The sequence below is a fragment of the Acidovorax sp. PRC11 genome (genome assembly GCF_031844105.1).
GTDB lineage: Bacteria > Pseudomonadota > Gammaproteobacteria > Burkholderiales > Burkholderiaceae_C > Paracidovorax.
The window spans coordinates 14334-38179 of record NZ_JAUZUQ010000026.1 but is presented as its reverse complement, the minus strand read 5'-3'; the positions used below and the strand labels follow the sequence as shown (position 1 = coordinate 38179).

General features: G+C 65.8%; 15 protein-coding genes and 1 tRNA gene. 4 read left to right on the top strand and 12 right to left on the bottom strand.

The annotated features are described in order from the left end of the window. The first annotated feature begins 9 nt into the window (after positions 1-9). The 3 genes from Q9R47_RS21415 (at position 10) to Q9R47_RS21405 (ending at position 3140) form a co-directional block, all read left to right on the top strand. Positions 10-750 (top strand): response regulator, encoded by a 741-nt coding sequence (locus Q9R47_RS21415; RefSeq protein WP_311235140.1) that lies wholly within the window; start codon positions 10-12, stop codon positions 748-750. Between the two features lie 109 nt (positions 751-859). Beyond that, a tRNA-Phe gene (locus Q9R47_RS21410) sits at positions 860-935 on the top strand. 666 nt (positions 936-1601) lie between these two features. After that, positions 1602-3140, top strand: a complete 1539-nt coding sequence (locus tag Q9R47_RS21405; protein WP_311235139.1) for a DNA cytosine methyltransferase — start codon at positions 1602-1604, stop codon at positions 3138-3140. 248 nt (positions 3141-3388) lie between these two features. Here Q9R47_RS21405 and Q9R47_RS21400 read toward each other — a convergent pair whose 3' ends face one another. The 12 genes from Q9R47_RS21400 to Q9R47_RS21345 form a co-directional block, all read right to left on the bottom strand. Next, entirely contained in the window at positions 3389-3862 is a 474-nt protein-coding gene (locus Q9R47_RS21400) for a DNA mismatch endonuclease Vsr (RefSeq protein ID WP_311235138.1), read from the bottom strand. 37 nt (positions 3863-3899) lie between these two features. Next, positions 3900-5681: an AIPR family protein gene (locus Q9R47_RS21395; RefSeq protein WP_311235137.1), complete on the bottom strand. Its 1782-nt coding sequence runs from the start codon at positions 5679-5681 to the stop codon at positions 3900-3902. Beyond that, a complete protein-coding gene (locus Q9R47_RS21390) occupies positions 5678-6682 on the bottom strand; it encodes a PD-(D/E)XK motif protein (protein ID WP_311235136.1) in 1005 nt (334 codons plus the stop codon). Before Q9R47_RS21390 ends, Q9R47_RS21395 begins: the two co-directional genes overlap by 4 nt. Beyond that, entirely contained in the window at positions 6666-9545 is a 2880-nt protein-coding gene (locus tag Q9R47_RS21385; protein ID WP_311235135.1) for a Z1 domain-containing protein, read from the bottom strand. The genes Q9R47_RS21390 and Q9R47_RS21385 overlap by 17 nt, the downstream gene beginning before the upstream one ends. 29 nt (positions 9546-9574) lie before the next feature. Next, positions 9575-11074, bottom strand: coding sequence for an ATP-binding protein (locus Q9R47_RS21380; RefSeq protein ID WP_311235134.1), 1500 nt, complete (start codon positions 11072-11074; stop codon positions 9575-9577). Continuing rightward, positions 11071-13692: a sigma-70 family RNA polymerase sigma factor gene (locus Q9R47_RS21375; RefSeq protein ID WP_311235133.1), complete on the bottom strand. Its 2622-nt coding sequence runs from the start codon at positions 13690-13692 to the stop codon at positions 11071-11073. The genes Q9R47_RS21380 and Q9R47_RS21375 overlap by 4 nt, the downstream gene beginning before the upstream one ends. A 559-nt stretch (positions 13693-14251) precedes the next feature. Next, positions 14252-15457, bottom strand: coding sequence for an MFS transporter (locus Q9R47_RS21370; RefSeq protein ID WP_404977194.1), 1206 nt, complete (start codon positions 15455-15457; stop codon positions 14252-14254). Positions 15458-15800: 343 nt separating this feature from the next. Beyond that, positions 15801-16913 carry a catalase family protein gene (locus Q9R47_RS21365; RefSeq protein WP_311235131.1) on the bottom strand — a complete coding sequence of 371 codons (1113 nt, stop codon included), beginning with the start codon at positions 16911-16913 and terminating at the stop codon, positions 15801-15803. Positions 16914-16955: 42 nt separating this feature from the next. After that, the gene (locus Q9R47_RS21360) at positions 16956-19286 is read right to left on the bottom strand and encodes an FdhF/YdeP family oxidoreductase (RefSeq protein ID WP_311235130.1); all 2331 of its coding nucleotides are present in this window, start codon (positions 19284-19286) and stop codon (positions 16956-16958) included. Positions 19287-19553: 267 nt separating this feature from the next. Continuing rightward, positions 19554-21086, bottom strand: coding sequence for a superoxide dismutase family protein (locus Q9R47_RS21355; RefSeq protein ID WP_311235129.1), 1533 nt, complete (start codon positions 21084-21086; stop codon positions 19554-19556). Positions 21087-21126: 40 nt separating this feature from the next. Further along, positions 21127-22401, bottom strand: coding sequence for a PQQ-dependent sugar dehydrogenase (locus Q9R47_RS21350; RefSeq protein ID WP_311235128.1), 1275 nt, complete (start codon positions 22399-22401; stop codon positions 21127-21129). Positions 22402-22613: 212 nt separating this feature from the next. Further along, positions 22614-22748 (bottom strand): hypothetical protein, encoded by a 135-nt coding sequence (locus Q9R47_RS21345; protein WP_311235127.1) that lies wholly within the window; start codon positions 22746-22748, stop codon positions 22614-22616. A gap of 255 nt (positions 22749-23003) precedes the next feature. Between Q9R47_RS21345 and Q9R47_RS21340 the strand changes: the two genes are divergently transcribed. Continuing rightward, on the top strand, positions 23004-23759 hold the full coding sequence (locus tag Q9R47_RS21340) for a tyrosine-protein phosphatase (protein WP_311235126.1): 756 nt from the start codon (positions 23004-23006) through the stop codon (positions 23757-23759). Positions 23760-23846: the final 87 nt, after the last annotated feature.

The window sequence follows — 23846 nt, the reverse complement described above, 5'->3', positions numbered from 1 at the left end:
ATCCCGTACATGGCAAACATCTTGGTGGTCGACGACGAACTCGGTATCCGCGACCTGCTGTCCGAAATCCTGAACGACGAAGGGCACAGCGTGGATCTGGCGGAGAACGCCACCCAGGCCCGGGCGGCGCGGGCGGCCCACGCCTACGACCTGATCCTGCTCGATATCTGGATGCCCGACACCGACGGCGTGTCGCTGCTCAAGGAGTGGGCCACGGCCGGCACGCTCACCATGCCCGTGATCATGATGAGCGGCCACGCGACCATCGACACCGCCGTCGAGGCCACGCGCATCGGCGCCTTCTCGTTCCTGGAAAAGCCCATCACGCTGCAGAAGCTGCTGAAGGCGGTGGAGCAGGGCCTGGCGCGCACCGCGGCGCCCGCGCCGGCGGCGGCTGTTGCAGCCGCCGCTGCTGCGCCCACGGCTTCTGCGATGGCGTCCGGCCATGCCGCCCAGGGCGCGAATGCATCGGCCCCGGCAACGGACATGCCGCATGCCGTGCCGCCCGCCGGCATGGCACCCGCGGCGCTTCCGGCCAGCGGCCCCAGCGCCCACCAGGGGTTCGACCTGGACCGGCCGCTGCGGGAGGCGCGCGACGGCTTCGAGAAGGCGTACTTCGAATTCCACCTGGCCCGCGAAGGCGGCTCGATGACGCGCGTGGCCGAGAAGACCGGCCTGGAGCGCACCCACCTGTACCGCAAGCTGCGCCAGCTGGGCGTGGACCTGGGGCGTGCGAAGCGGAACCAGTGAGGGTGATGGTGGCGGCTACGGCGGTGGTGGCAGTCGAGGCGGACGTTTTTTCAGAAATTTTGCGATCCTTGCGTGCAGCCCGTTTTTTCTGGCTATAATTCAAGGCTCAGGCCCGGTAGCTCAGTTGGTAGAGCAGCGGATTGAAAATCCGCGTGTCGATGGTTCGATTCCGTCCCAGGCCACCAATCACTGTTCTGCGGAAGTTGAAGAACTTCGCGGATGTATGAAAAAGCCCTTGCGTGAAAACACGTTAGGGCTTTTTTTTGTCCAGGGAGATCCAGAATCTTCCAGTCTAAACCAGTCGTCCTGCAAGTTCTGCTGCGATAGCAGGGGGAACAACTGGTGCTGTTACTGCAGAGCTGCTGCGGGCATCGAAACGCGTGCGCGCTACTTGGCGGAAGCTGGACAACAGAGCAGCTTGACTGATGACGAACGAATAAGTCTAGTCTTCAAGGGTCCTGCACCAAGGCAGTTGGTTGCGTAACGGCAACGCAGACTGCCAACCTTCATGAAGAAACGCCAAGGTTCGGCTTATGGCCTTGAGACGGTACAGCCAGTTCGATGGCACGCATGTCGGCTGACTGCAGAAGCGTAGCGCCGGCGTTTAGCTTGGCTGACTACATTGACTTCGCGTCACATCGTTAGGTCCGTATGCAAGGTATGCACCAGATCATCGGTCTCGTATAGCGCTCATGACGCTAGTTTCGAGACGATCAGTATGGCTCATCGGATAAAATGAAAGGCTGGTGATCAAGCAATGAAGATGCTAAGGCTATTCAAATCGGACCCCCTGAGGCGATAGCCCCTCATATAAAAAAGCAGAACTGATGGCTCAGCGCGGAGTGATTCCGGTGATCGATCTGTTCGCCGGACCGGGAGGGCTGTGCGAAGGGTTTTCTTCTGTCTTGGATGTGGCCGGCGAGCGGCGCTTCGCCGTCAAAGTCTCCATCGAGAAGGATCCCATCGCCCATCGGACATTGCTGCTGCGGGCGATCTTCCGCAAGTTCCCCAAGGGTAAGGTCCCGAACTGTTACTACGACTATGTCCGCGGCAAGATCGACCGTCAGCAGTTTCTCGCTCACCCCGCTATTAAGGACGCCGCGGAGCACGCGAGCGAGGAGGCGCGATGCGCTGAGCTGGGTGTCACCCCGGCCGAGGAGGTCGACGGGTGGATCCGTGAGGCCCTTGGTGACCAGACGGATTGGGTGCTGATCGGAGGCCCGCCGTGCCAAGCCTACTCGCTCGCAGGTCGATCGCGGCTGCGCAGCAAGGACGTGAAGAAGTTCGAGGCCGACGCCAAGCACTTCCTTTATATCGAATACCTGCGGATCATCCAGCAATTCGCCCCAGCGGTCTTCGTGATGGAGAACGTCAAAGGGATGCTTAACTCGACCAATTCCGGTAAGCGCATCTTCGAGCAAATACTCGCGGACCTGAAAGCGCCCAAGGCAGGCTTGAGCTACGAGGTCCGCTCGCTGGTGGTCCACAAGGCAAAGGGCGAGCTAGATCCTAATGACTATGTGATTGAAGCCGACAATCATGGCATCCCGCAGAGTCGGCATCGTGTGATACTGTTCGGCATCCGATCGGATGTTGCTGCGGCGATCCAGGCTCTCAGAGACCACCCCGAGGACTTTCTCCTTCGCAAACTGACCAAGAAGGTCGGCGTCAGTGCCGCATTGGCCGGCTTGCCGGAGCTCCGCAGTCGCCTGTCAAAAGAGCCTGATTCGCAAGAGGCATGGATCAAGGCCATCAAAGAATCTCCAAGCGCGTTGGTGGGCTGGCGTGTGCCGTTGCGTGCTGTTATCGAGACGGCCATGGAGAAATTTATTAAGAAGGCCGAGAAGCAATCGACTTTTGGCGGCGCTTTTATCGAGGCCGTTGTCGACCCGGGTAATTACATGCCCAAGGATCTGCAGGATTGGTACCTGGATCCAGCGCTCGGTGGCGTGCTGCACCACGAAACCCGCAGCCATATGCGCTCGGATCTGCACCGCTACATGTTCGCTTCCTGTTTCGCCGCGACGCAGAAATACGCGCCGGACCTCCGCGACTTCCCGCCCAAACTGCTGCCCGACCATGTCAATGTGGACGAGGAGACGATCCCCTTCAAGGATCGCTTCCGGGTCCAGATGGGCAAGGATCCGTCGTCGACAGTGGTGGCCCACATCAAGAAGGATGGACACTACTACATACACCCGGATCCGGGCCAGTGCCGCAGCCTGACCGCGCGCGAGGCCGCCCGCTTACAGACCTTCCCGGATAACTACTTTTTTGAGGGAAGCCGCACGGATCAATACGGCCAGATTGGAAACGCCGTCCCTCCACTGCTGGCTAAGCAAATCGGAGAGATCATTTCCGAACTAATGGCCTCTCCGCGCAAGCGGTGAAGCTTGCACTCCTCAGCGGTCAGCTGGCGATTCGGCACTCGCAACTTGGACATATCCATTTACACCGCAGAAGTCGTGCCAGTGGACATGCTCCGGGAGGTGTTGCGGCTGGAGTGAGCTCGGCGACGGCCTGCATTGCTCTTCACTCAGGTAGGCGTGCAAGCCTTCGCTGAATTCACGGGCGGTCGACGAGGTGGTATGGCAGCTTGTTTTTTCAGGTGATGGTGCGCTATGACGCACAATCCATCTCACGCCTGCCGGGGCGCCGCCAAGCTCTGAGCGCTGATCTCGCCGGTAGATTCGCCGCTGTCGACCCAAGCCTGGAGGGCATCGGGCAGGTTTTCGGCGGCTGCCGGATCGCGTGTGGAGCATTCCCAGACGGTGAGTACCCGCCAGCCCATCTCTAAGAGCTTGGCAACGGCGCGGTGGTCACGATCAACATTGCCCTGCAGCTTGGCCGTCCAGAATTCTGTTCGCGTGGATGGCGTTTTGGCGTATTTGCATTCCTTGTGGGCGTGCCAGAAGCAACCATGCACAAAAATCGCGATCGTGCGGCCCGGCATTGCAATGTCCGGCGTCCCTGGAAGATCGCGCCGGTGCAACCGGAAGCGATAGCCCAATGCAAACAGCGCTTTGCGGACCAGCATCTCGGGCAGGGAGTTCTTGCCTTTGATACCGGACATCATCTGGCTGCGTTTGTTGGGGCTGACGACATCGGCCATAGTGCGTCACGATACGCTAGGCACTGCCCGCCCGCAATCAGTTTGACTTGACTTCGGGGATGCCGTTGGCCGGCTCCGAATAGCTCGCGCCCATCACCGCTTCCTTGCACTCCGGTCGCTTGGCCCACTCCGACACCATGCGCCCGCCGGAGGTGGCGTGCAGCGTGTCATTGACCTCTCTGGCCCACGTTGCGATCTGCTCCATGAGCTCTGGCGAAACCGCCTGCCTCTCCCAGATGCGGCTTAGTTCGATGCGCGAGCCCAGCTTCTCCGCGAGGACAGAGATCGTGTAGGCCGTGACGTTGGCCTGGAATGCTTGGAACATCGGCCGCAGCAGCTTTTGGGCGTCGCGGTAGAGCTTGGCCTTGGCGATCATGGCCTTGTAGTCAGCCACGTTGGGCAGCGGCGCCTCTTGGCCCTCAGTCGACGCGAGCGCGGCCATGAAGCGGTCGAAGTTCTTCTGCGAGCCCATGCTCACGATGTCGGGCTTGCAGGCCCATGCGTTGAGGTATTTCGCTAGGTCTGTCTTGGTCACGCGCCGCGCGGTGGGGATGGCGTCCTTCAAGGCTTTGAGACGGGCTGGCGTGTTTCCCTCGCGGGTGAGCAGCGTGTTGTAGCTCCCGGCGGCGCGCTCGTAGAACCATTGGCCGACGCCGTCGGGGCAGTAGACCGAGCGCGAGAGCTTCTCGATCTCGACATGGAAGGGCTTGTTGGCCGAAAGGTCGGACTGGCGGACCGCGTTCTGGCTGTTCGCATAGCGCGAGATGTCCGACACCAGAGCCTCTTCCTTGGTTGGGTCCTGCGCCTTCATGACGATGATCTTCGCGGGCACGCGGACGCGGCTCAGGTCGGTGTCGGGATACTTCTTCTTGGTGAAGTAGAGCGAGGCCGTGGTCTGCCCGCCGTTTACGATCTGCAAGCCTTTCAGCCAAGCGATGCCTTGCTCGCCCTCGGAGGTCTTGCCCAGCACCATTTCGTCGGCCACGATCACGATGCCGTTGTTGTAGGCCATGAAACGCTCTGGGCTGCCCCTTAACGTCGCCTGGATGCCGGCGTTGACGCCTTTGCCCTTGACGCTCAAGAACGACCGGACGTTGGCTTCCAAGAGTCGCGCGCCAAACTTCTCGTAGAGCAGCCGCAGCGCTTCGCCGGGGACCGCCGTCATGGCGTAGTCGTAGTCGTCGCTTTCGCCAGGCACGTAGACGCAGGGCAAGGCAGAGCCAGACACCTCTTTGAAGTCCACCACCAACTCGTCGCGCGGCTTGCCTTCGGATGTGTGCCGGTGCAGCCGCTCGATATCCATCACTTCCAGGCGTACGGCCTTGCCGCCGATGTCGCGCGTCTTGAAGCTCTTGGACTTGGCGACCCGGTCGGTAATGACGTAGACGCGGATTTGTTCGAGGTCGTTGTAGATGGCTTGCAGCGTCTCGGCCAGCGAGCGCACGTCCCGCGAGGGATCGAGCTTCTGCGCCATCTTGCCTTCGGCGCAAAGCGTGAGAAAGCGCAGGCAGCGCTCGGCAGCCACCTTCGTCTCCGAGTCGGGGATGGGCGTGGGCTCATCGACTCCAGCATACAGGCTCACGAACAAGTCGAGCTGGTCGCTGTCGTCGGAGATCGAGTAGCCGCTCAGACGCAGCATGGCGTTGCCCACCGTGCCCTCGTAATGGCACTCGACAGGCTCGAAGGTCATGCCGATCTCCGACATGTGATCCATCGCGATGCCGGCGAAGACCAGCTCCTCATAGAGCGCGCCTTCGAGCATTTGAGATTTGACGGCGGACTGCGTCTCGCGCAGGAAGTCCGGCAGGGTTGAACTCATATCGCTCCCAATTTCTTCAATGCTTCGGCGGCCGGGATGCTTTGCCCCGCGGCCTTGTCCAGATCGATCTCGTAAGTGGCTTTCGTGACGCCCAGCGGGACGCTGCCTGGCGTGAGGCGGGGAAAGCCTTCTTTGACTTCGACGACGCGGGTGTCGGCCAGCGTGAATCGACGAATGTAGCGGTCCGCGTGGGCGTCGAAGTAGCCCGCGGCGATCAGCCGCTCGCTCAGCAGGCGCACGGACTCGGGTTCGCCCGCGGCGACATCGCGCATCTCCGCAACCAGGTCCGGCAGGCTCTGCCCCGTGTCGGTCTGGCGCAGCCGCGCTCCGGCGAGGAAGAGCGGTTGACGCGCGGAATCGTCGAGCTGTTCGAGCGAGCCGATCTTGGCGGGGAAGCCCGCCGCCGATAGCGTGGCCTTCACCTCCAAAGAGCCGGTGCCGATCTCGAAGTCGCGGACGCCGTCGAGCGGTCCCACCCACGATTCAATGGCGGAGGCCAGAGGGAGGCCCGCGTCGATGATCGCCCGCAGCAGCGTGAGCTCGCCCATCAAGCCAATCTCTGATTCCGGACCCAGGGCCTGCGCCCCCTTGCGCATGAATTCCTGCCAAGCGCGGATGCGCCCGAGGAAGACCCGCAGCAGCCGCTTCTCGTCGGCGCTGGACTCGGCATCCATCGCGTGGGCCACGTCCGCCACCATGGCGGCGAAGAGCTCCAGGCTGCCGTGCGCGCTGCGGGTGAGCGCGAGCCAAGTCAGCCCGTCGCCATTGGGCTCGACGCGCGACACCGCGAAGCCTTGGCCGTCGGGAAGCTTCTCGGCGTCGGGGATCGCCGAGGATGAAAAGCTCGTGAGGAGGGCTTCGCTCTTGTCGGGAAAGCTCAGGCCGGCCAGTAAGGAGCATGGGCCGATCGTGGCGACGGAGATGCTGCGCCAGCCGGAGGCGTCCGCGCTGTCCCGGAGCGAGCGCCAAGCAAGCTCGATGTCGTCAATCAGCAGGGCCATATTGTTGTGTCCAAAGCAGGTGGTCCACCGCGTATTCAACTTTCACGCCGGAGTCGCTCGATGGGAAGCTGACGCCGAACGCCATGACCGGATCCTTCCGGTCCGCCAGCGCCTCGCTGCCCGTTTGCTGGGGGTCGAGCGGGTAGAGCAGCAGGAGGCCGCGTTGCGGCGCAGGGGCGACGCCATTGGCCTCGGATCCCTTGCCGCGGATGAAGCGGATCGACGGGCCGTTGGGCGTGTCGGGTTCGCTGGGCTTGACGCCGTTTTTCTGGCGGCCCGCGTCAGGGTTGAACATCTTCTGGGTGCGCGCCAGCGCCGCGCTCCACGCTGCGTCGTCCAAGTCGATCGCCTCGTCTCGGGGCGAAAGCAGCCGGCCGATCGCATATCTGTCCGCGATGTCCTTGTCGGCTGTGCGCTTGGTCATCTTGTCAATGGTCAAGCCGCCAGCGAATGTGTGCTTGCCGCCCGATCCGCCGCCGAGGAGGGCGACGGTCCACGAGGTCAGCTCGTTCGTCGCCGCCATGGAGCGGACGAAGTCGCGGAGCAAAGCGCTGTTGACCTTGCGGGCCTTTGGATGGGTGATGAAGGACTCGAAGAAGTCGGCGATTTGTTCGGCCGGCACGTCGTTCCAGAGGAAGCCCTCCCACCGCTGCTCCTGGGATCCGCGCATGCGCTTGGGATTGGTTTCATTGGGAGATCCGCAGGCGGCGATGAGCTTGTTGGCCGTGTTGAGGTTCTGATCGAGGATCTTGCCGTCGTTGTGCATCGACACGGTTTCGAGCAGATCACCACTGAACGACAGTTGCAGGTTCTTGGCCGTGCGCATCTTCAAGGGCGAAGTCACCAGCAGCACGGGATGGGATTGCACGCGCAGGCCGTAGTCGCGGGGGATCGCTCCGCTCTCGGCCATCGTGTCGAACTCCTCGCGCAGCTCCTCGGAGGCGTCGGCGATGTGGCCGAACCATTCGACGAGCTCTTCGGTCGTGTAGAGGCGGCACAGGTCGATGTAGCCAGGGCGGTAGCCAAACCAGCGGCCCATCTGCATCAGCGTGTCATACATCTTCGTGGTACGCACGAAGTAGCTGGTGCAGAGCCCTTCAAGCGTCAGGCCCCGCGCGAGCTTGTCGCCGCCGATGGCGATGACTTTGAGCCCCTTGGCGCCTTCTTCGGCGTAGTCGAGCGCGTCCTTGGCCTTGCCGTTCACCATGCGCACGTCGATGTCCGAGAGGACATCGGGCAGCTTGGCGAGGACTTCGGCCCAAGGGAGGACGGATGGCTTCTCCTCCGATTCGGTGAGCTTGGAGGCGATCGCTTCGGTGGTGGGGACGAAGTCAGATTCCCAAAGCGCGCGCAACTCATCGAGCAGCGCCTCATGGTCGATACCGCGGGTGATCCGAAGCTTCATCTTCTGGACGAAGTCTTCGACTTGGCGATGCACTTCCTTTTGGACGAGCGTGAAGCGGGTGACGTGGACAAGCATCGAGGAGTGCTGGGCCCCTCGGCCGCGGGACTCCCGGGCCGCGCAAGCCAAGACGAACGACTGGACGGCCTCTTGCAGCGAAGGCGGCAGGATGTCTTGCCCCATGTGGGACGGAGCGTGGTCCTTTTGATGCTTTGGCGGCATCCAGCCTTCGCGGCCGTCTTCGCTGGCGTGGTCCTGGAAGACGCGGGTCAGCGGCAGGCCGCTGCGCCCTTCCGGCGTTTGCAGGCCGAAGACGCGCGCCGGGCCGACGTAGTTCGAGGGCGCGGCCAGATTGACGATGAACGATTGGGGGAAGAGGTCAGGGCCTTCCTCGGGCGTCTCGTTCTGGCGGTGGATGAAGATGTTCGCGAAAGGTGTGGCCGTGTAGCCGACGTAAGCTTTCTTGACGAAGGTGTTGAGGATTTTGCGGATCCGGCTGTTGATGGCCTTGGGCTCGTGGTCCTCGTCGGGCTTGCCGTCAGCGCCGATGTGCTGTTCGCCGGTGTCGACCGAGGCGTGGTCGGCCTCGTCGTCGATCAGCAGCAGAGGGAGGTTCGACACGAAGCGCCTGCCGCGCTCGTCGGTGGCGTCGGCCACATGGCCCCGGATCCATTTCAGCAGGCGCTCCAGCACGACCTTGTGTTTCTTGACGACGAAGAGCCAAGGGCGCTGCTCCGGCGTGATTGCCAAGTGCTTGGCGATCTTGGTGTTGAAGTCGCCGGTGTTGGTGCGGTTGGTCGCGCAGTTGGGCTTGATCTCGAAATCGCGGCCATGCTCGCCGACGCCGATCAGCTTGACGATGTCGCCAGTGGCCGAGGTCTCGTAGCCAAGGAAGCCCTCTTCGAGGCGAATCTGCGTCTGCGAGCGCAGGTTGTTGTGCAGGCCCGCCAGGATGATGATGATCTTGTAGCCGGAGTCGGCCGCTTTGCAGATCAGGCCCGAATAGTTAGCGGTTTTGCCGGACTGCACGTGCCCTACGACCAAACCGCGCCGATCCCATGCCCCCGCGCGGCCGGGGTCTTCCATCCAGCCCAGGATGCGGTCGGTGGACTTATCCAAGGCATCGACGGCCGTCAAGGACATTTTGCGTTCCAGCATGTCGCGGTAGCGCGGCCAATATCGCCAATCCTTCTTGCGGGTCGCGTTGAGCCAGGCCTCATGGTCCGTTGTGTCCGACATGCCGGTTTCGCGGCCGATCCACTGGCTGTATCGCCGGATCAGCTCGGCGATGGCAGCGTCTTTGTCCACGGCGCCTTCATTGCCCGGCGCGACGACCGAGGCTGCGATGTTCACTTTCTCGGTGATCAAGGCCGCGGTGATCGGCCCCTTGTCCTGATCGGCGACGAGCAGGCTCTGCGCGATGCTGAGCGCCGTCGCGGTCGAGGTAATGAACTCTGGCATTCGATCCTCCCTTCTGTCTATTCTTGGGCCTAGGCTGAGCCGGGGCCGCCAAGCCCCGCGATCAGCCCTGGATAGTTCTGGAATGGCTCGGTCGACAGCAGCGAGCGCTTGGCTGCATCGACGGACATGCCGCGGCGCCCGATCATGTCGGCGAAGAGCGTGCGAAGCACCGTCGCGACGGCCTCGGGTGGTTCGCCCGAGAAGCCGGTCTTGGGCGTGTCCTTGTTTTCCGCGGTGTCCAGCCAAATGCGTTGGACAGGCACCGATTCTTCGATCACCCGTAGCATGGCCTTGACCAGCGGCGCGAGATCGCCCGCGCTATCCAGCACGGCCGCTACCGCCGGATGGTTCGGCTCGATGCGATAGCGGATTCCATCCTTCACGCGGTCGACCCGCCACGCTTGCTCGATCGGCGTGTTGCGCTGGGTGGGCATCGGCGTCCCGCGGTAGGCGAACACCCGGCGGGCGCGTTCACGCGTGTCCTCGGCCAACCGGGTCAGCCATCCCCGCAGCGCCACCGGCGGGCGGGCCGTCGACTTGCGCACGTCGATCTTCCAGTCTGCGTCGGCGGTGTTGGGAATGTCGAGCTGAATGCGCGCGAGGCGGTGCGCCTCTTCGCGGTTCCAGGCCTTCGAGTTGCCAAGGCCGAGCCAGCCGCCAGCGACCAGCAGCCGCTCGTTGCGGTAGACGTAGAAGCCTTGCTGCGCGGTCCAACCTGCCGGCCCCTCGTTCGTCTTGAACTCGTCCTTGGTCAGCTTGTCGTTGTGGGGCAGGACGTGGCACTGCGCCACCACCAGCCCGCTGTCGGACCGCATCGGGGCGGGTGGCGAGGTCCACGGTTTGGCGGGATGCCCCGACATGAACGGGTCCCAGGGCTCGACGGCCCGCCCATTGAGAAGCAGTTTGATCCGTGCGCGAGGGCCTTCCAGCAGTCGATGGAAAACCATTGCAAGGTGCGCTTCGACCAACACCGTCAACGCCAGGAAATCGTCGACCGTGTAGCCGGCGGTGACGATGCGGTCGAGCATTTCCCACAGCACCAGCGTGCCGGACGCTTTGCCGTCGAGGCTGGCGAGATGACGTTCTGAACCCTCGGCGGGACCTTCGAAGAGCAGCCAATCGCTCTGCGGGTCGGCCGCCAACTCATCGAGATCCCAACGAAGGCAGCTCCGCTCATCACCCTTGGCGCTGGCGACTGTCAGGCGGCGGCACTGCGAGAGCGACGCGGTTTTCAAGCCCACGCCAAAGCGGCCTAGATCATGGGCCTCGCGCGTCGCCAAGGGGTTCTTGTCCCCGAGCCGCATCGCGCCTTCGAGCTCTGGGTCGCTCATGCCGCGCCCGTTGTCCAGGATCAGCACGCGGCTGTCGGACCCATTCCATTGGAAATCAATACGGATCTCGCCCGCGTCGGCGGAGATGCTGTTGTCCACGATGTCGGCTAAGGCCGCCGCTGTCGAGTAGCCTAAGCCCCGCAAGGATTCGAGCATCGCCATCGCGCGCGGCGGCGCCTTGCGGGTCTTCGCGGTCATTTCCAATAGCCTTTCCCTGGCCAGAACGCGAAGCCGAAATCTAGGAGCCTGCGGATCAGCCGGCGGTGCGTGTTGTCGCGGGGCTCCAGAAGCTCTACCCAGATGCCTCCGGCGCTCTGTCGCTCGTCATTGACGGGGATGCCAAGTTCAAGGGCCTTCGCGAGCAGCTGGTCCAGGGCGGATGGCGTCGAGGCGCCAGCCGGATGCGAGGGCTCGCGTGGCGGCCGAGGCGCCGCCTGCCGCTTCGGCTTCGCCGGCTGCGGAATGGGGTCGGCGGCGTCGGGCGCGTCGTCGCCCGCGGGCTCGGGCGCGCTTTGGGCTAGGGGGTTCTCTTCGGGTTCTAGGCCCAGCACTAAGCGGGCGAAAGATTCAGAGCGAGCGGGGTGCTGGAGTTTCTTGATCGCCTTGGCTTCAATCTGCCGGATTCGCTCCCGCGTGACCTCGAAGCGCATGCCGATCTCGTCCAGTGTTAACGCTTCATCGACCCCGATGCCGAAGCGCATCCGCAAGATGATCTCTTCCTTGCGGTCCTTGGTCGATAGCGACGAGATGTAGCGGTCTACCTCTTGATTTAATTGAATCTCGTTGACAACGTCTGCGGGATCTGGCGAGACGTAAGCGTCTCGGGCGTCGATCGCGATCATCCCATCGACAGCCTCGTCATTGATAGCGGATGGCTCGGTCCCGACGCGCAGCAGCACCGCGAGTTTGTGGGATGGCATTTCCACAAGCTCTGCCAGCTCGACAAGTGTCGGTTCGCGGTAAGAGGCTGTTTCGAAGGCCTGCGCAGCCCGTTCCGCACGCTGGAGCTTCTCGAAGATGTGGACTGGCAAGCGGATGGTTCTGGCTTTGTCTGCGACGTGCCGGCTGATCTGTTGTCGCACCCACCACGTAGCGTACGTCGAGAAGCGGAAACCGCGGCGCCAGTCGTAGCGATCAACGGCTTTGAGCAATCCGATATTCCCTTCCTGCGCCAGATCGTCTAGCGGCTCGCCGCTATACAGGTATTTCTTGGCGTGGAAGAAGGCCAGCTTGAGATTTGCCGTCGTCATCCGGTCGCGATGCTGCAGGAAGCCGGCCATGGCGCGGGCAAACGTGGGGCAGGGTGCCGAACCAGACGCGGCATCAATAAGTTCCAGCAAAAAGCGGCGGTTGAGGCGCAGGCCTGCCAGTGCTTGGCGAAGCTCTTGTGGCGACGCCGTCGGAACATCTCCTACTTCGGTTAACGCAGCTAAGCGACGAAGTGCACTGACAAAGCCAGCGTCAGCAAGCTCTGCGTTTCTCGATTTGACATCATCCTCCTCGGCGTCTTGGGAGTTCTCCATGCCAAGCTCGCCTGCTTCCAAGCCTTCGGCCGAGTCAGGCTCGCCACCAATCCAGATGGAGGAGAGCTGGCGCGATCCGGCGATGGCATCCGCGCCTGCGGCCAAGGTCCGTGTAATGCCATCAGGCCAACTCGCCAGCGCGTCGAGCGCCGAGTCAAGGGCATCTTCCATACCTTTTGCAAGCCAGACTTCCTCTTCGGCCGTGAGTAATCGGAGGCGTTGAAACTCGCGCTGATAGATGCGTAGGGGTTCATGGCGGGGTGACGCAGCACTATCGATCGCGACAAGGGCTTCGTCGAGTGCGGCCTCTTGGTCGGGCGTCTCCTCCGGATCCACGAACACCTCGAAGCTTTCGTCTGCGCTGGAGTATTCAAAGCGTTCGTCGACTTCTGCGCCAAGGTCGTTAATGACCATGGCCAAGTAAGCTTCGGCCTCAGAGTTGGCCGAGCGGTCCTCGTTGGTGGACTGGGCCTGGACATCCAGCTTTGGGACGCTGCCTTCCCGGAGCGCCCGCAACAAAAGAAGCCTAAGCCGCGCGCGGCCCTCCGCATCGTCCGACCGAGCCAGAGGCAAAGCCACTTCCGGCAGGAAGGCGTCGATGTCGTTCCACTCGGCAGAGGAGTCGATCGGCTCGTGGGCCGTAATGGTCATCTGGACCGCGCTTGCCGAATCCACAACTACGAAGTCTGCTTCGGGCCGCGTCGGCTCCTCTTCGACCTCCCAGCCCGAAAGGTCGAATCCTCCATCGTCTAACTCGTCGAAGACAGGCGACAAGAGGGGAGAAGCGGCCTCCTTCGCAGGAGGCTCGGCTATCGTTTCTGGCTTGATTGACTCCGAACCTGTAGCCGGCTCGGCCGGTGCCGCTGCTTCGGCTGCGGGATGAGTTGAGAGAACAGGTTCAGAATCAGGAGGCAGCTCGAGGACGACTTCATTCTCCGACAGCGAGAAACAGGAAGGCGTCGCGCGGACGGCGTCCAGGATCGCGGCCGTGGCTTCCGAACCGGCCACAATTGCGATCTGTAAGGCGGTTCTGCCTATGGGATCTAGTAGGTCGTGATCAGCCCCAGCGCTCAGAAGCAGCTTGCAGATGGCTGGCCTGTTGCGGACGGCGGAGAGCATGAGGGGCGTCATGCCGCTGGCGTCGCGGGCGTTAAGGTCATCGCCTCTGTCAATATGGATTTGAACGGCGCTTTCAACGCCGGCCATCACGGCCATCCGCAAGAACTGGCTCAAGGGCCGGCCGCCTGCGACGTTTGCTTCGACCACCAAGACGCGCCTTTTCTGCCCGGTCAATCTGCGGACTCCCTCTGTTTATCTTTCAGCGCACTGCCACGAGCTGTCGTACGGCGCTGGTCTTCTCCCTTCACTCGCTTCCCCCCGGGCCCATGAGGCCGTTTTGAGCGCTTTAATGATTAAAAATTCTACAGGGGTGGCTAGGGAACGTCCAGATTCCCACTAAACAAGAGGGGGGCGCTGCGTCAACCAGAACGTTTGCTACAAACCGAAAGGATAGAAATAGGCCGCGGCGATTATCCGCAACGCGTTGAGGAAAAAGTGATGGGAGACCCAGGCAAGCCCTCAGTCGACGAATGATTGGTAGGGTATTTACTGATGTGTGTCCTGTAAGCAGCATGAAAAGCGCGATGGCTCTCCCGTCGGGTAGAGGGTATTACTAGTCTTAGTATCCGATCGCATTTTCGATGTGGATGGAGAGTTCTCAGGTTAGATGACTGGCGAGAAGGAGCACCAGAACATAAAGGCCTTCGTCTTTCATCAAATCGGGGTGCTGAGCAACGCTTTCGTTTGCAAGTCTCAAGCTGCTCTTGAAGCTTGCCTGCTTCCTTGCCCGTCTTCACGCTGCCCCGCGCTGCGGCAGCAACGGCGACCGCGGTAGCAACCTGAACGCCGTCGACGCCACCGCCAGCATCCCCGCAATGCACAGCATCACCGCCCGATAAGGGTCATGCCCATGGTGCTGCGCCCAGGCGGCGAGCAGCCCGGTCAGCCACTGCATCAGCGCCACGCCGAGGAACATCGACATGGTGTAGAGCGAGAGGGCGCGGCCCGTCATCTGGGCGGGGTAGGAGGAGCGCACGTCGGCGTACTGCAGCACGCCGTAGCCCGACAGCAGGCCCATCGCGAAGATCAGCACGACGGTGGCCGCGGCATGGTGCAGGAAGGCCATCAGCAGGAACAGGCCGCCCATGAGCAGCGAGAAGAAGGTGATCCACCGGCGGCGGCGCTGGGCCCCCGGGTCGAGCCGGCCGAAGAGCGCCGGCACGAAGAGGGCGATCAGCGAGAGCACGAGGGCCACGTTGCCGCTTTCGACCAGCGAGAAGCCGAATCGGCCCATGAGCAGCGGCCCCAGCCACAGGCCACGCAGGGTCAGGAAGGCGGCATAGCAGCACATGCCGAGGATGAGGATGCCCCAGGTGTGCGGCATGCGGAACAGGTCTGCGAAACGGGCTGCCGCCTGTCCCCAGGTTTCCTTCGGCCGGCCGCTAGCGCTGGACTCCGGCAGTTCCGGTTCGTGCACGCGCAGGTAGATCAATACCCACGACAGCAGCGAGAGCGCCGCCAGCACGCCGAAGCCCAGGCGCCAGCCGCCGTGCTGCACCAGCCAGGCCAGGGGCGTGCCCGTGAAGATCAGGCCCAGGCCGCCTACGCCCATGCCCACTCCCGAAAAGAACGCGAAGCGCTGGGCGGGAAAGTGCCGGGCAATGAAGACCGTGCAGGCCAGGAAGGCCGGCGAGCAGCCCACGCCGATCAGCATCTGCCCCAGCATCAGCCAGCCGTAGCTCGGCGCGGCGGCGGAGACGGCCGCGCCGATCACCGCCAGGGGAAACGCCGTCAGCACCGTGCGGCGCAGGCCGTACAGGTCCATGCCGATGCCCATGAGCAGCTGGGTCACGCCGAAGGACAGGCCGAACAGCCCGGCGAACGCGCCGAGCGAATCGGGCGAGATGCCGAAGTCCGCCTGCAGGCCGGTGGCGATGATGCTGGTGACCGTGCGGAAGGCCTGGCTCAGCGCGAAGCCGGACAGCAGGCAGAGGAACATGGCCCACAGGGCGCGGGAGGGCGGGGCGGGGTCTGCCGCGGGTTCTGCAGGACGCGTGGAGGGCTCGGGCACGGCGAAGGGGGATGGGCGGACGGCGGCGGAGGCGGGCCGGCCTCCTTGACGGGATTCTCGCCGGCTTGCGCAGAGTTTGCAGGCCGGGGGGAAGGTACGAGCCTAGCGAATCCGCGGCCGGTTGACGGTCACGGTGCGGACATGCGTGGGTACGGGCAGCTGATCCGCCGTGTACCGTCAGTCCGCGCATACCACCTTCAGGCGGTATGCCGAATTTACGCAATATAGGCAGTAAGTTGGTTTTACAGCTTTTGAGCTGTAACCCGTCACCTCACTCCGCGGTGGACTTGCCTTCCCCCTCGCCCCGGATCTCCCCCGCATTGAACGCCTGCCGGTACCGCGCCGCTGCCGGGTAGGCCGCGCGGCGCACCCGCATGATCGAGCCGAGGGGGCGGTGCGCGGCGAGACCGCGCCAGGGGCTGAAGGAGAGGCGGTCGTCTTCCAGCGGGCTGTGCGCCGGGTCCCAGGTTTCCTGCGCGGGCACGTGGACGCGCGCGACGGCGACGTAGGGCGACAGGTCCTGCGGCCATTCCACGGAGGCGTCTTCGAGCGGCATTTTCTCGATGTCCACGCACAGCTGCACGCGCAGCTCCCAGGTGCCGCCGTGCGTGCGCAGGGTGCCCGATACGGCATCGCGCAGGGCCTGCGGGCTGGCGGACAAATCCACGGGGGCTTCCTTCAGGGCGGCGATTTCCGGCGAGACGGGGGCGAGGCAGAACTTCGCCATGTAGGGGCCGAACAGCAGCGGGACCTGCGTGAAATAGGTTTCGCCCAGCGGATGGGTGGCCGGGTGCCCGCCCATGGCCTTGAGGGTCGCGCTTTCGCCGCCGGCTTTCTCGACGAGGCTCTCGAGCCCGCGCAGGGCGGCAGAGAGGATCTTCTTGGCCTGCGGGGCCTTGTCGGTAGTGGCGGCCAGGAGCTTGAGGCTGCGCAGGAACTGCTTCGCGGTGGCCGCGGTGAAGACCGGGCCGTTGACCATGAGGAAGTCCTGCTCGGCGAGTCCGTCGGCCGGGTCCAGCCGGGGGCCGTCCGCGCCCAGCACCTTGAGCGCCAGGCCGCGGGGGGTGGAGACGGCGTCGTCCAGCAGATCGCCCGGCGTGCTGGAAATGCGCATCACGACGTCGTGCGTGCCGGGTTGCGCGAACAGGCCCTGCGCGAGCGGCGGCAGCAGCGGCAGCACCTCCAGGGTGCCGTGCAGGATGCCGTGGGACTTGGCGTGCACGCTGCGGTAGGCACGGCCTTCATCCTTGGCGACGATCTCGCTGATGCGGCGCATGGCCGCGAGCAGTTCCGCGTTGGTCTGCTCCTCGTCCTCTTCGGGGACTTCGTAGTCCGGGCGGTAGGGCAGGGGATGGGGCGGCGGGGTGGGGGTGGAGTGGGGCATGGCGGCGCGCGGAAAAAGGGGGGTGGGGAAGAATGGGGGTGTTCAGGCGTCGGCCGGAGACATGGGGGCGCTCGCCATGGCACGCTCGACGCGGACCGGAATGCATTTGGAGGCGGGAACGTGGCTCTTGTCCGCGTGGTGGCCGAGCGGCACGAGGGGGTTGCATTCGGGGAAGTAGCCCGCCACGGAGCCGGCCGGCAGGTCGAAGGGCACCGCTTTCAGGCCCGAGAGCCGGCGCGCATGGCCGTCATCCACGGCGGTGTCCACGTGCACGGTGTCGCCCTGTGCGATGCCGCGGCGGGCCATGTCGTCGGGGTGCATCAGCAAGACGTTGCGCGTGCCGTGGATGTTGCGGAAGCGGTCGGTCAGGCTGTAGACGGTGGTGTTGAACTGGTCCTCGCTGCGCAGGGTCATGAGGTTCAGCACGTCGGCGTCCTGCGCGGCGCCGGCATCGGCAGGTGGCACCACGAAGCAGGCCTTGCCGCTGGGGGTCTTCCAGTTCCGCTCGCGGGCGGCGTTGGGCTTGGGAAGGCCGCCGGGCTCGCGCAGCCGGTGGTGGAAGTTCCGGAAGATGTCCGGCCAGGTGGCTTCGATGGCGGTGCGCACGAGCGTGTAGTCGCCCGTCCAGGCCTCCCAGGGCACGTGCGGATCGTCCGGCAGCGTGGCCCGGGCGATGCCGGCGACGATCGCGGCTTCGGAGCGCAGCGTGGGCGCGGCGGGGTCGGCGACGCCGTGGGATGGGTGGATCACGCCCATGGAGTCCTCGATCGACACAGTCTGCGGGCCGGAGGCCTGCGCGTCGATCTCGATGCGGCCGAGGCAGGGCAGCAGGTAGGTGTCCTGCGCGGGCACGGTGTGGGTGTGGTTCAGGCGCGTGGCCACATGCACGGCGAGCCGCAGGCGGCTCCAGCCCGCTTCCAGCCGGCGCGTGTCGGGTGCGGCGCGCACGAAGTTGCCGCCCAGGCCGATGAAGGCGCGCACCGAGCCGTCGATGATGCCTTCGCAGGTGGCGATCGTGTCACGGCCCTTGTGGCGCGGGGGCTCGAAGCGGTAGAGCTCGGCGAGGCGGTCGAGCGGCGCGAGTTCGGGCTTTTCCGTGATGCCGACGGTGCGCTGGCCCTGCACGTTGGAGTGGCCGCGCACCGGGCAGATGCCCGCGCCCGGCTTGCCGATGTTGCCGCGCAGCAGCAGCAGGTTGCTCACCATCTGCACGTTGGCGACGCCGTGGCGGTGCTGGGTCAGGCCCATGCCGTAGACGGCGATCACGGTGCCGGCCTGCGCATAGGTCTGCGCGGCCTGGGAGAGCGCGGCGCGCGAGAGGCCGCTGTCCCGTTCGATGTCGCTCCAATGGCTCGCGCGCATCGCGGCCGCGAACGCGTCGATGCCGTGCGTGTGCTGCGCGATGAAGTCCACGTCCAGCACGCGGATGGCGCCGTGCATCTGCGCCTCGTCGTCGGCCTCGATGAGCCATTTGCACAGGCCCGTGAGCGCGGCGAGGTCGCCCCCGTTGCGCACCTGCAGGTACTGGGTGCTGATCGCCGTGTCTTTCGGCGTGAGCATGTCCACCGGCGACTGCGGGTTGGCGAAGTGCAGGAGCCCAGGTTCCTTGATGGGGTTGAACGTCACCACGGGCACGCCGCGCTCCCGCGCTTCCTGCAGCGGATGGAGCATGCGCGGGCTGTTGGTGCCGACGTTCTGGCCGAAGAAGAAGATGGCCTCGGCGTGTTCGAAATCCTCCAGGCGCACCGTGCCCACCGGCACGCCGATGGTGTCCGGCAGCGCGACCGAGGTGCTCTCGTGGCACATGTTGGAGCTGTCGGGCAGGTTGTTGTTGCCGTACAGCCGGGCCAGCAACTGGTACATGTAGCTGGTTTCGAGCGATGCACGGCCGGAGGCGTAGAAGATGGCAGTTTGAGGGTCTTCGGCGCGCAGTTCCTTGAGCGCAAGGCCGATGCCGGCGAAGGCCTCGTCCCAGGTGACGGTGACGTACCGGTCCTGCGCGGCGTCGTAGCGCAGGGGCTCGGTGAGGCGGCCTGCGCTTTCGAGATCGAGGTCGGACCATTGACGCAGTTCGGCGAGCGTGTGGCGCGCGAAGAAGTCGGGGCCCGCGCGCTTGTCCGTGAGTTCCCACGCGGTCGCCTTGGCGCCGTTGTCGCAGAACTCCGCGGCGCGTGGCTTGGCCGGCTTGCCCCAGGCACAGCCCGTGCAGGCGAAGCCGTCGGCCTTGTTCTGGTGCCGCAGAGCGTTGATCGTGGTGAGCGGTGCGCCTTCCTTGAGGACGCTGACCGCGACGGATTTCAGCGAACCCCAGCCGCCGGATGCGTGCGGATACGGCGGGATCGGATCGGCAGGGGGAGCAGTGCGGGAACTCATCGCGCCTCCCTGGCCGGAGCGCCGGCCACCAGGCGGCAGGCGAAAAAGGAGGGGGCGTGATGGAAGCGCATGCGGGCCACGGCAGGGTGAAGGGGTGCTCCACTGTGCGCGTGGCCACCCTGCCGCATGCGTCAGCCGGACCGTGGCGGCGGCGTAGGAGGCCACGCCGAGCTCGGCAGGTGCTCTGCCGGAAGCCGGCCCCCTCACCGTGCTGGCCCAGCGCGGAACCGCACAGGCGTGCGGTCCGGGCCCTTTGCCTGGCAGGCTTCAGCGCGGCAGGGCGATGCGCAGCACGTCGAAGGGCAACTGCGGAGGCGGCGCCTTCTGCTTGTCGAGCTGTCCGTTCACCACCAGCAGCGCGGTACCGTGCAGGGCCGCGGTGGTGGGGTACTTCAGGCGCGGATCGCGCAGGCGCTGCACGATGCGGCCGCTGCCCCAGTCGCTGGCGAGGGCGACGCGCACCAGCTCGTTGCTGGCGTTGCGCATCACGTAGAGATCGCCCGGGCCTGCGAGCACGAGCCCGTCGCCGTTGCGCAGGTCGCCGCCTTCGAGCCGCACTTCGGCCACGTCGCGCGTGGCGGTGTCGATGCGCCAGAGCTGGCCGGTCGCATGCTGCACGGCGAGCAGGCGGCGGCCGTCTTCGGACGCCACGATGCCGTTCAGGTTCATCTGGTTCGGCTGGTAGCGGATCGGCGTGTTGCGCAGGTCGATCCAGGGCTCCAGCGCGGCGGGGGCGCCGGGTGCCGTGGCGATGCGCCAGAGCACGGGGCGGAAGGAGTCGGTGACGTACGCATGCTGCGGCGCGAGCGCGATGTCGTTGAGGAAGGCCTGTCCGTCTTTCGGCCCCTCGATCACGGCGAGCGTCGCGGCGCTCTGCAGATCGATGACTGCCACGGTGTCGGTGGCGCCGCCCGCCACCCACAGGCGTCCGTTGCCATCCACCTTCATGCCGAGGGCGGCCTGGCGGCCCGGCGAGCCGCCGAGCTGGAAGCGCTCGGCCTTCTGCGTGCCCCGGGCGATGCGGTAGATGTGGCCTTCGGTGCTGGAGCCGACGTAGGCGATGCCGGTGCGCGGATCGACGGCGATGCCTTCGGGATAGGCGTTGGCGCCTTCGATGGTGGCGCGGCCCTGCACCATGCTGGGCGCGGCCGGCTCGATCAGGCCGCAGGCCAGGCGGCCGCCGGAGTTGCCGGCCGGGTCGCTGGCGTAATCGTCCTGTTTATCGTGGACGACCAGGGTGCGGCCGAGCACCGAGGTCTTGCCCGCGAGCAGCGTCACGTGGGGGTTGGTGAACCGCAGCGAACCCTTGCCATCGGCGCCCACCTGGATGTTGGGCGCCTCTCCCGCGTGTGCCTCGTGCGGCGACTGGCCCGGGCGGCCGTGGTTGCGCGTCATGTAGGGATCGAAATGGCCACCCGCGGCGCCGAAGTCGACGACGCGGCCCGTGGCGGCGTCGGGCCCGGGTGCGCATTCGCCGTTCGCGTGGATGTGGAAGCCGTGCAGGCCCGGCGCCATGTCCTGCACCTCGATCGCGATCTCCACGCCGCCGCCCTGCGGCAGCTGCGTGAGCAGGGCACGGCCGGCCGGGGCGCCCGCGGCGGTCTTCAACGCCACGACGGCCGAGGTCGCGTCGGGCGCGCCCATGTCGGTCGCCGTGCCGGCGCTGCCGGGGATGCCGATGGCGTTCTGCGCTGGGGGCATGTCGTAGTTCTGCAGGGCGGCGCAGCCACCGAGCAGCAGGGCGGCGGCGCCCGTGGCGCAGGCACCGGCGAGGGAGGTGAGTCGGAAGGAATGGTTCATGGCGGCACGCGGAAAGGATGGGGGAGGGGCGGGGCGACGGTCAGCGGCCGCCGTGGCTGATGCGGTAGATCACGCCGTTCTGGTCTTCGGCGAGCAGCAGTGCGCCGTCGCGCGCCTGGGCGAGGCCCGCGAGGCGGCCGAACTGCGCCGGTCGGCGTGCCTTGTCCTGCTCCGCGGGTGCGGCCGCCGGGCCGGGCTGCGATGCCACGGCGGCGGGCGCGGACATGAGCCAGCCCGCGGCGAATTCCTCCGTGCCGTTGGGGCGGCCTTCGGCATCGAAGCGCACCCGCACCACGTTGTAGCCGCTGGGCTGCGAGCGGTTCCACGAGCCGCGGAAGGCGACGAAGGCATCGCCGCGGTACTGCTGCGGGAACTGCTCTCCCGTGTAGAAGACGAAGCCGATCGGCGCGGCGTGCGCGGTGTACTGCAGCAGCGGTGCCTCGGTGGTCGGGCAGAAGTCCGCCTTGGTGGTGTTGGGCGGTTCGTTGACCTGGAACTTCGTCACCTGCCGGTCGCCCCAGCAGTAGGGCCAGCCGTAGTGCTTGTTCGGCAGGATGGCGTTGAGCTCTTCGGGCGGCGTGTCGTCGCCCTGGAAATCGGAGCCGTGGTCGAAGCCGTAGAGCACGCCGGTGCGCGGATGCCAGCCGAAGCCGATGGTGTTGCGCAGCCCCTGCGCCACCACTTCGCGGCCCGAGCCGTCCGGGCGCATGCGCAGCATCGTGGCCGATTCGCCGTTGGTCTCGCGGCAGTTGTTGCAGGTGGAGCCCACGGTGAGGTAGAGCCAGCCGTCGGGCCCGAAGGCGATCGTGCGGTTGGGGTGCTGGCCCGCATCGGGCAGGTCGTCGGCGAGGATGCGCGGCGCCGAGAGCGTGCCGTCCGGCTGCACGTCGGCCACGAGCAGTTTCTTGTCGGTGACGAGGTAGAGCTTGCCGTCGCGCAGCGCGAGGCCGTGCGCGTACTTCGCGTTCTGCAGCACCACCTTCTGCTGGTCCGCGCGGCCGTCGCCGTCGCTGTCGCGCAGCCACAGCACGTCTCCCTGCTCGCGGCGGCTGGCGTACACGTCGCCATTGGGCGCGACGGCCAGCCAGCGCACGTTGTTCAGGTCCTTGGCGAACACCGAGACCTTGAAGCCGGCGGGCACGCGCAATTGGCCGAGCAGCGATTCCTCGAAACGCACGGGCGTGGGTTCGAGCACGCCGCCCGTCACGGTGGTGGGGCCGTCGCCGGGCGGGAGCTGCGCCTGCGCGGCGAGGCTGCAGGCAGCAAGGGCCAGGGCGGCGGCGCCTGTGCGGCGCTGGAGGATTCTTGAGGGCATGGATCGGCTCGCTGGTGGGCCCACCGATCGGTGGGCTGGTGGCTGCGGGGTGCCTGCTGGCCCACACATTCTTCGAGCCGTTGCCGGGTGCGCCGGGTCAGCGGTGAGCCCCCTGCGGTGTAGGAACAACCGCGCTTGCCGCGCGGTGTCGTAACCATCGGTGAGCGATAGGAGGCAGACGTGCTGATGGTCTGGCAGGGCAGTAAACGTGCTCAGTAGGGCCCCGCGGGCGGGCTGGCCGGTGCTGGCGCGGGCGATGGCGGCGGAGCGGGCGGAAGGTCGCCGGGCGGGCGCGGCAGCTCGTCGGGCACCTGGTGCAGGGGATGTTCGGCGGGATCGGTGGCCATGGGGACTCCTCGGGTGATGCTGGGGGCGTGGGGGCGTGGGGGCGTGGGGGCGGGCGGGTGCGCAGGACCACTATGCGCGCTGGCGGTGAAGCGCCCGCGTAGGATCGCAGCGCGATGCGCCGGCGGCAGGGAAGGCGGCGCATCGCGTACGCGTGGCCGCAGGCGGTGCATGGGGCGGCCGGCCGGAGGGCCACCTGGCACGCCCGGGACACGCACGTTCACGCGGCGTGCACACGGCTCGCATACAGTGTCGCCATGGACGATGCGACCTATTCCCGATCCCTCAACCTCTCCGGTGCCACCAACTTCCGCGACCTCGGCGGCTATGCGGGTCAGGACGGGCGGCGCGTGCGCTGGCGGCGCATCTTCCGCTCCGACCACCTGGCAGGGCTGACCCCGGAAGACGCGAAGGCGATCGCGGAACTGGGGCTGCGCCGCGCGGTGGACTTCCGCGGCGCGCACGAGCGCGCCACGCTGCCGTATGCCTTGCCCGATGTCGCCTACCACGCGCTCTCGATCGAGCCGACGGTGGTGCAGCGCGCGAAGGACATGGCGCTGTCGGGGCATGAGATCACGCCCGCCATCGCGGTGGCGCTGATGCAGGACACCTACCGCGATTTCGTGGCGCACAACGCGCCGGAGTTCGCGGCGCTGTTCGCGCACCTGCTGGAGAGCGACGTGCCGCTCGTCTTCCACTGCACTGCCGGCAAGGACCGCACGGGCTTCGCGGCCGCGATGATCCTGCTGGCCCTGGGCGTGCCGCGCGACGTGGTGATGCAGGACTATCTGCTCACCAACGGTCTTTACCGTCGCCCCGCGCTGCTGCACGGCACGGCGCCCGACGAGGTGCTCAACGTGCTGTGGCGCGTGCAGGAGGACTTCCTGGAGGCGGCGCTGGACGCGGTGGAGGCCGACCACGGCGGCGTGGACCGCTACCTCGAGCGCTGCCTCGGCGTGGGGGCCGCGGAGCGCGAACGGCTCGCGCAGCTCTACCTGCAGCCGCCCGGCTGACGCGGGGCTCGATGCGCGTCAGCCCGGCGCGCGCGGGCAAAGAAAAAGCCGGTGCAGTGCACCGGCTTTTTCGTTCGAAGCGCCTGG

What these genes read in the sequence shown, in the direction of transcription:
- Q9R47_RS21385 (WP_311235135.1), bottom strand. Translation starts at nt 9,545, where the DNA reads ATGCCAGAGTTCATTACCTCGACCGCGACGGCGCTCAGCATCGCGCAG.
- Q9R47_RS21340 (WP_311235126.1), top strand. Translation starts at nt 23,004, where the DNA reads ATGGACGATGCGACCTATTCCCGATCCCTCAACCTCTCCGGTGCCACC.
- Q9R47_RS21355 (WP_311235129.1), bottom strand. Translation starts at nt 21,086, where the DNA reads ATGAACCATTCCTTCCGACTCACCTCCCTCGCCGGTGCCTGCGCCACG.
- Q9R47_RS21390 (WP_311235136.1), bottom strand. Translation starts at nt 6,682, where the DNA reads ATGGCCCTGCTGATTGACGACATCGAGCTTGCTTGGCGCTCGCTCCGG.
- Q9R47_RS21360 (WP_311235130.1), bottom strand. Translation starts at nt 19,286, where the DNA reads ATGAGTTCCCGCACTGCTCCCCCTGCCGATCCGATCCCGCCGTATCCG.
- Q9R47_RS21415 (WP_311235140.1), top strand. Translation starts at nt 10, where the DNA reads ATGGCAAACATCTTGGTGGTCGACGACGAACTCGGTATCCGCGACCTG.
- Q9R47_RS21400 (WP_311235138.1), bottom strand. Translation starts at nt 3,862, where the DNA reads ATGGCCGATGTCGTCAGCCCCAACAAACGCAGCCAGATGATGTCCGGT.
- Q9R47_RS21370 (WP_404977194.1), bottom strand. Translation starts at nt 15,457, where the DNA reads ATGTTCCTCTGCCTGCTGTCCGGCTTCGCGCTGAGCCAGGCCTTCCGC.
- Q9R47_RS21345 (WP_311235127.1), bottom strand. Translation starts at nt 22,748, where the DNA reads ATGGCCACCGATCCCGCCGAACATCCCCTGCACCAGGTGCCCGACGAG.
- Q9R47_RS21380 (WP_311235134.1), bottom strand. Translation starts at nt 11,074, where the DNA reads ATGACCGCGAAGACCCGCAAGGCGCCGCCGCGCGCGATGGCGATGCTC.
- Q9R47_RS21350 (WP_311235128.1), bottom strand. Translation starts at nt 22,401, where the DNA reads ATGCCCTCAAGAATCCTCCAGCGCCGCACAGGCGCCGCCGCCCTGGCC.
- Q9R47_RS21365 (WP_311235131.1), bottom strand. Translation starts at nt 16,913, where the DNA reads ATGCCCCACTCCACCCCCACCCCGCCGCCCCATCCCCTGCCCTACCGC.
- Q9R47_RS21395 (WP_311235137.1), bottom strand. Translation starts at nt 5,681, where the DNA reads ATGAGTTCAACCCTGCCGGACTTCCTGCGCGAGACGCAGTCCGCCGTC.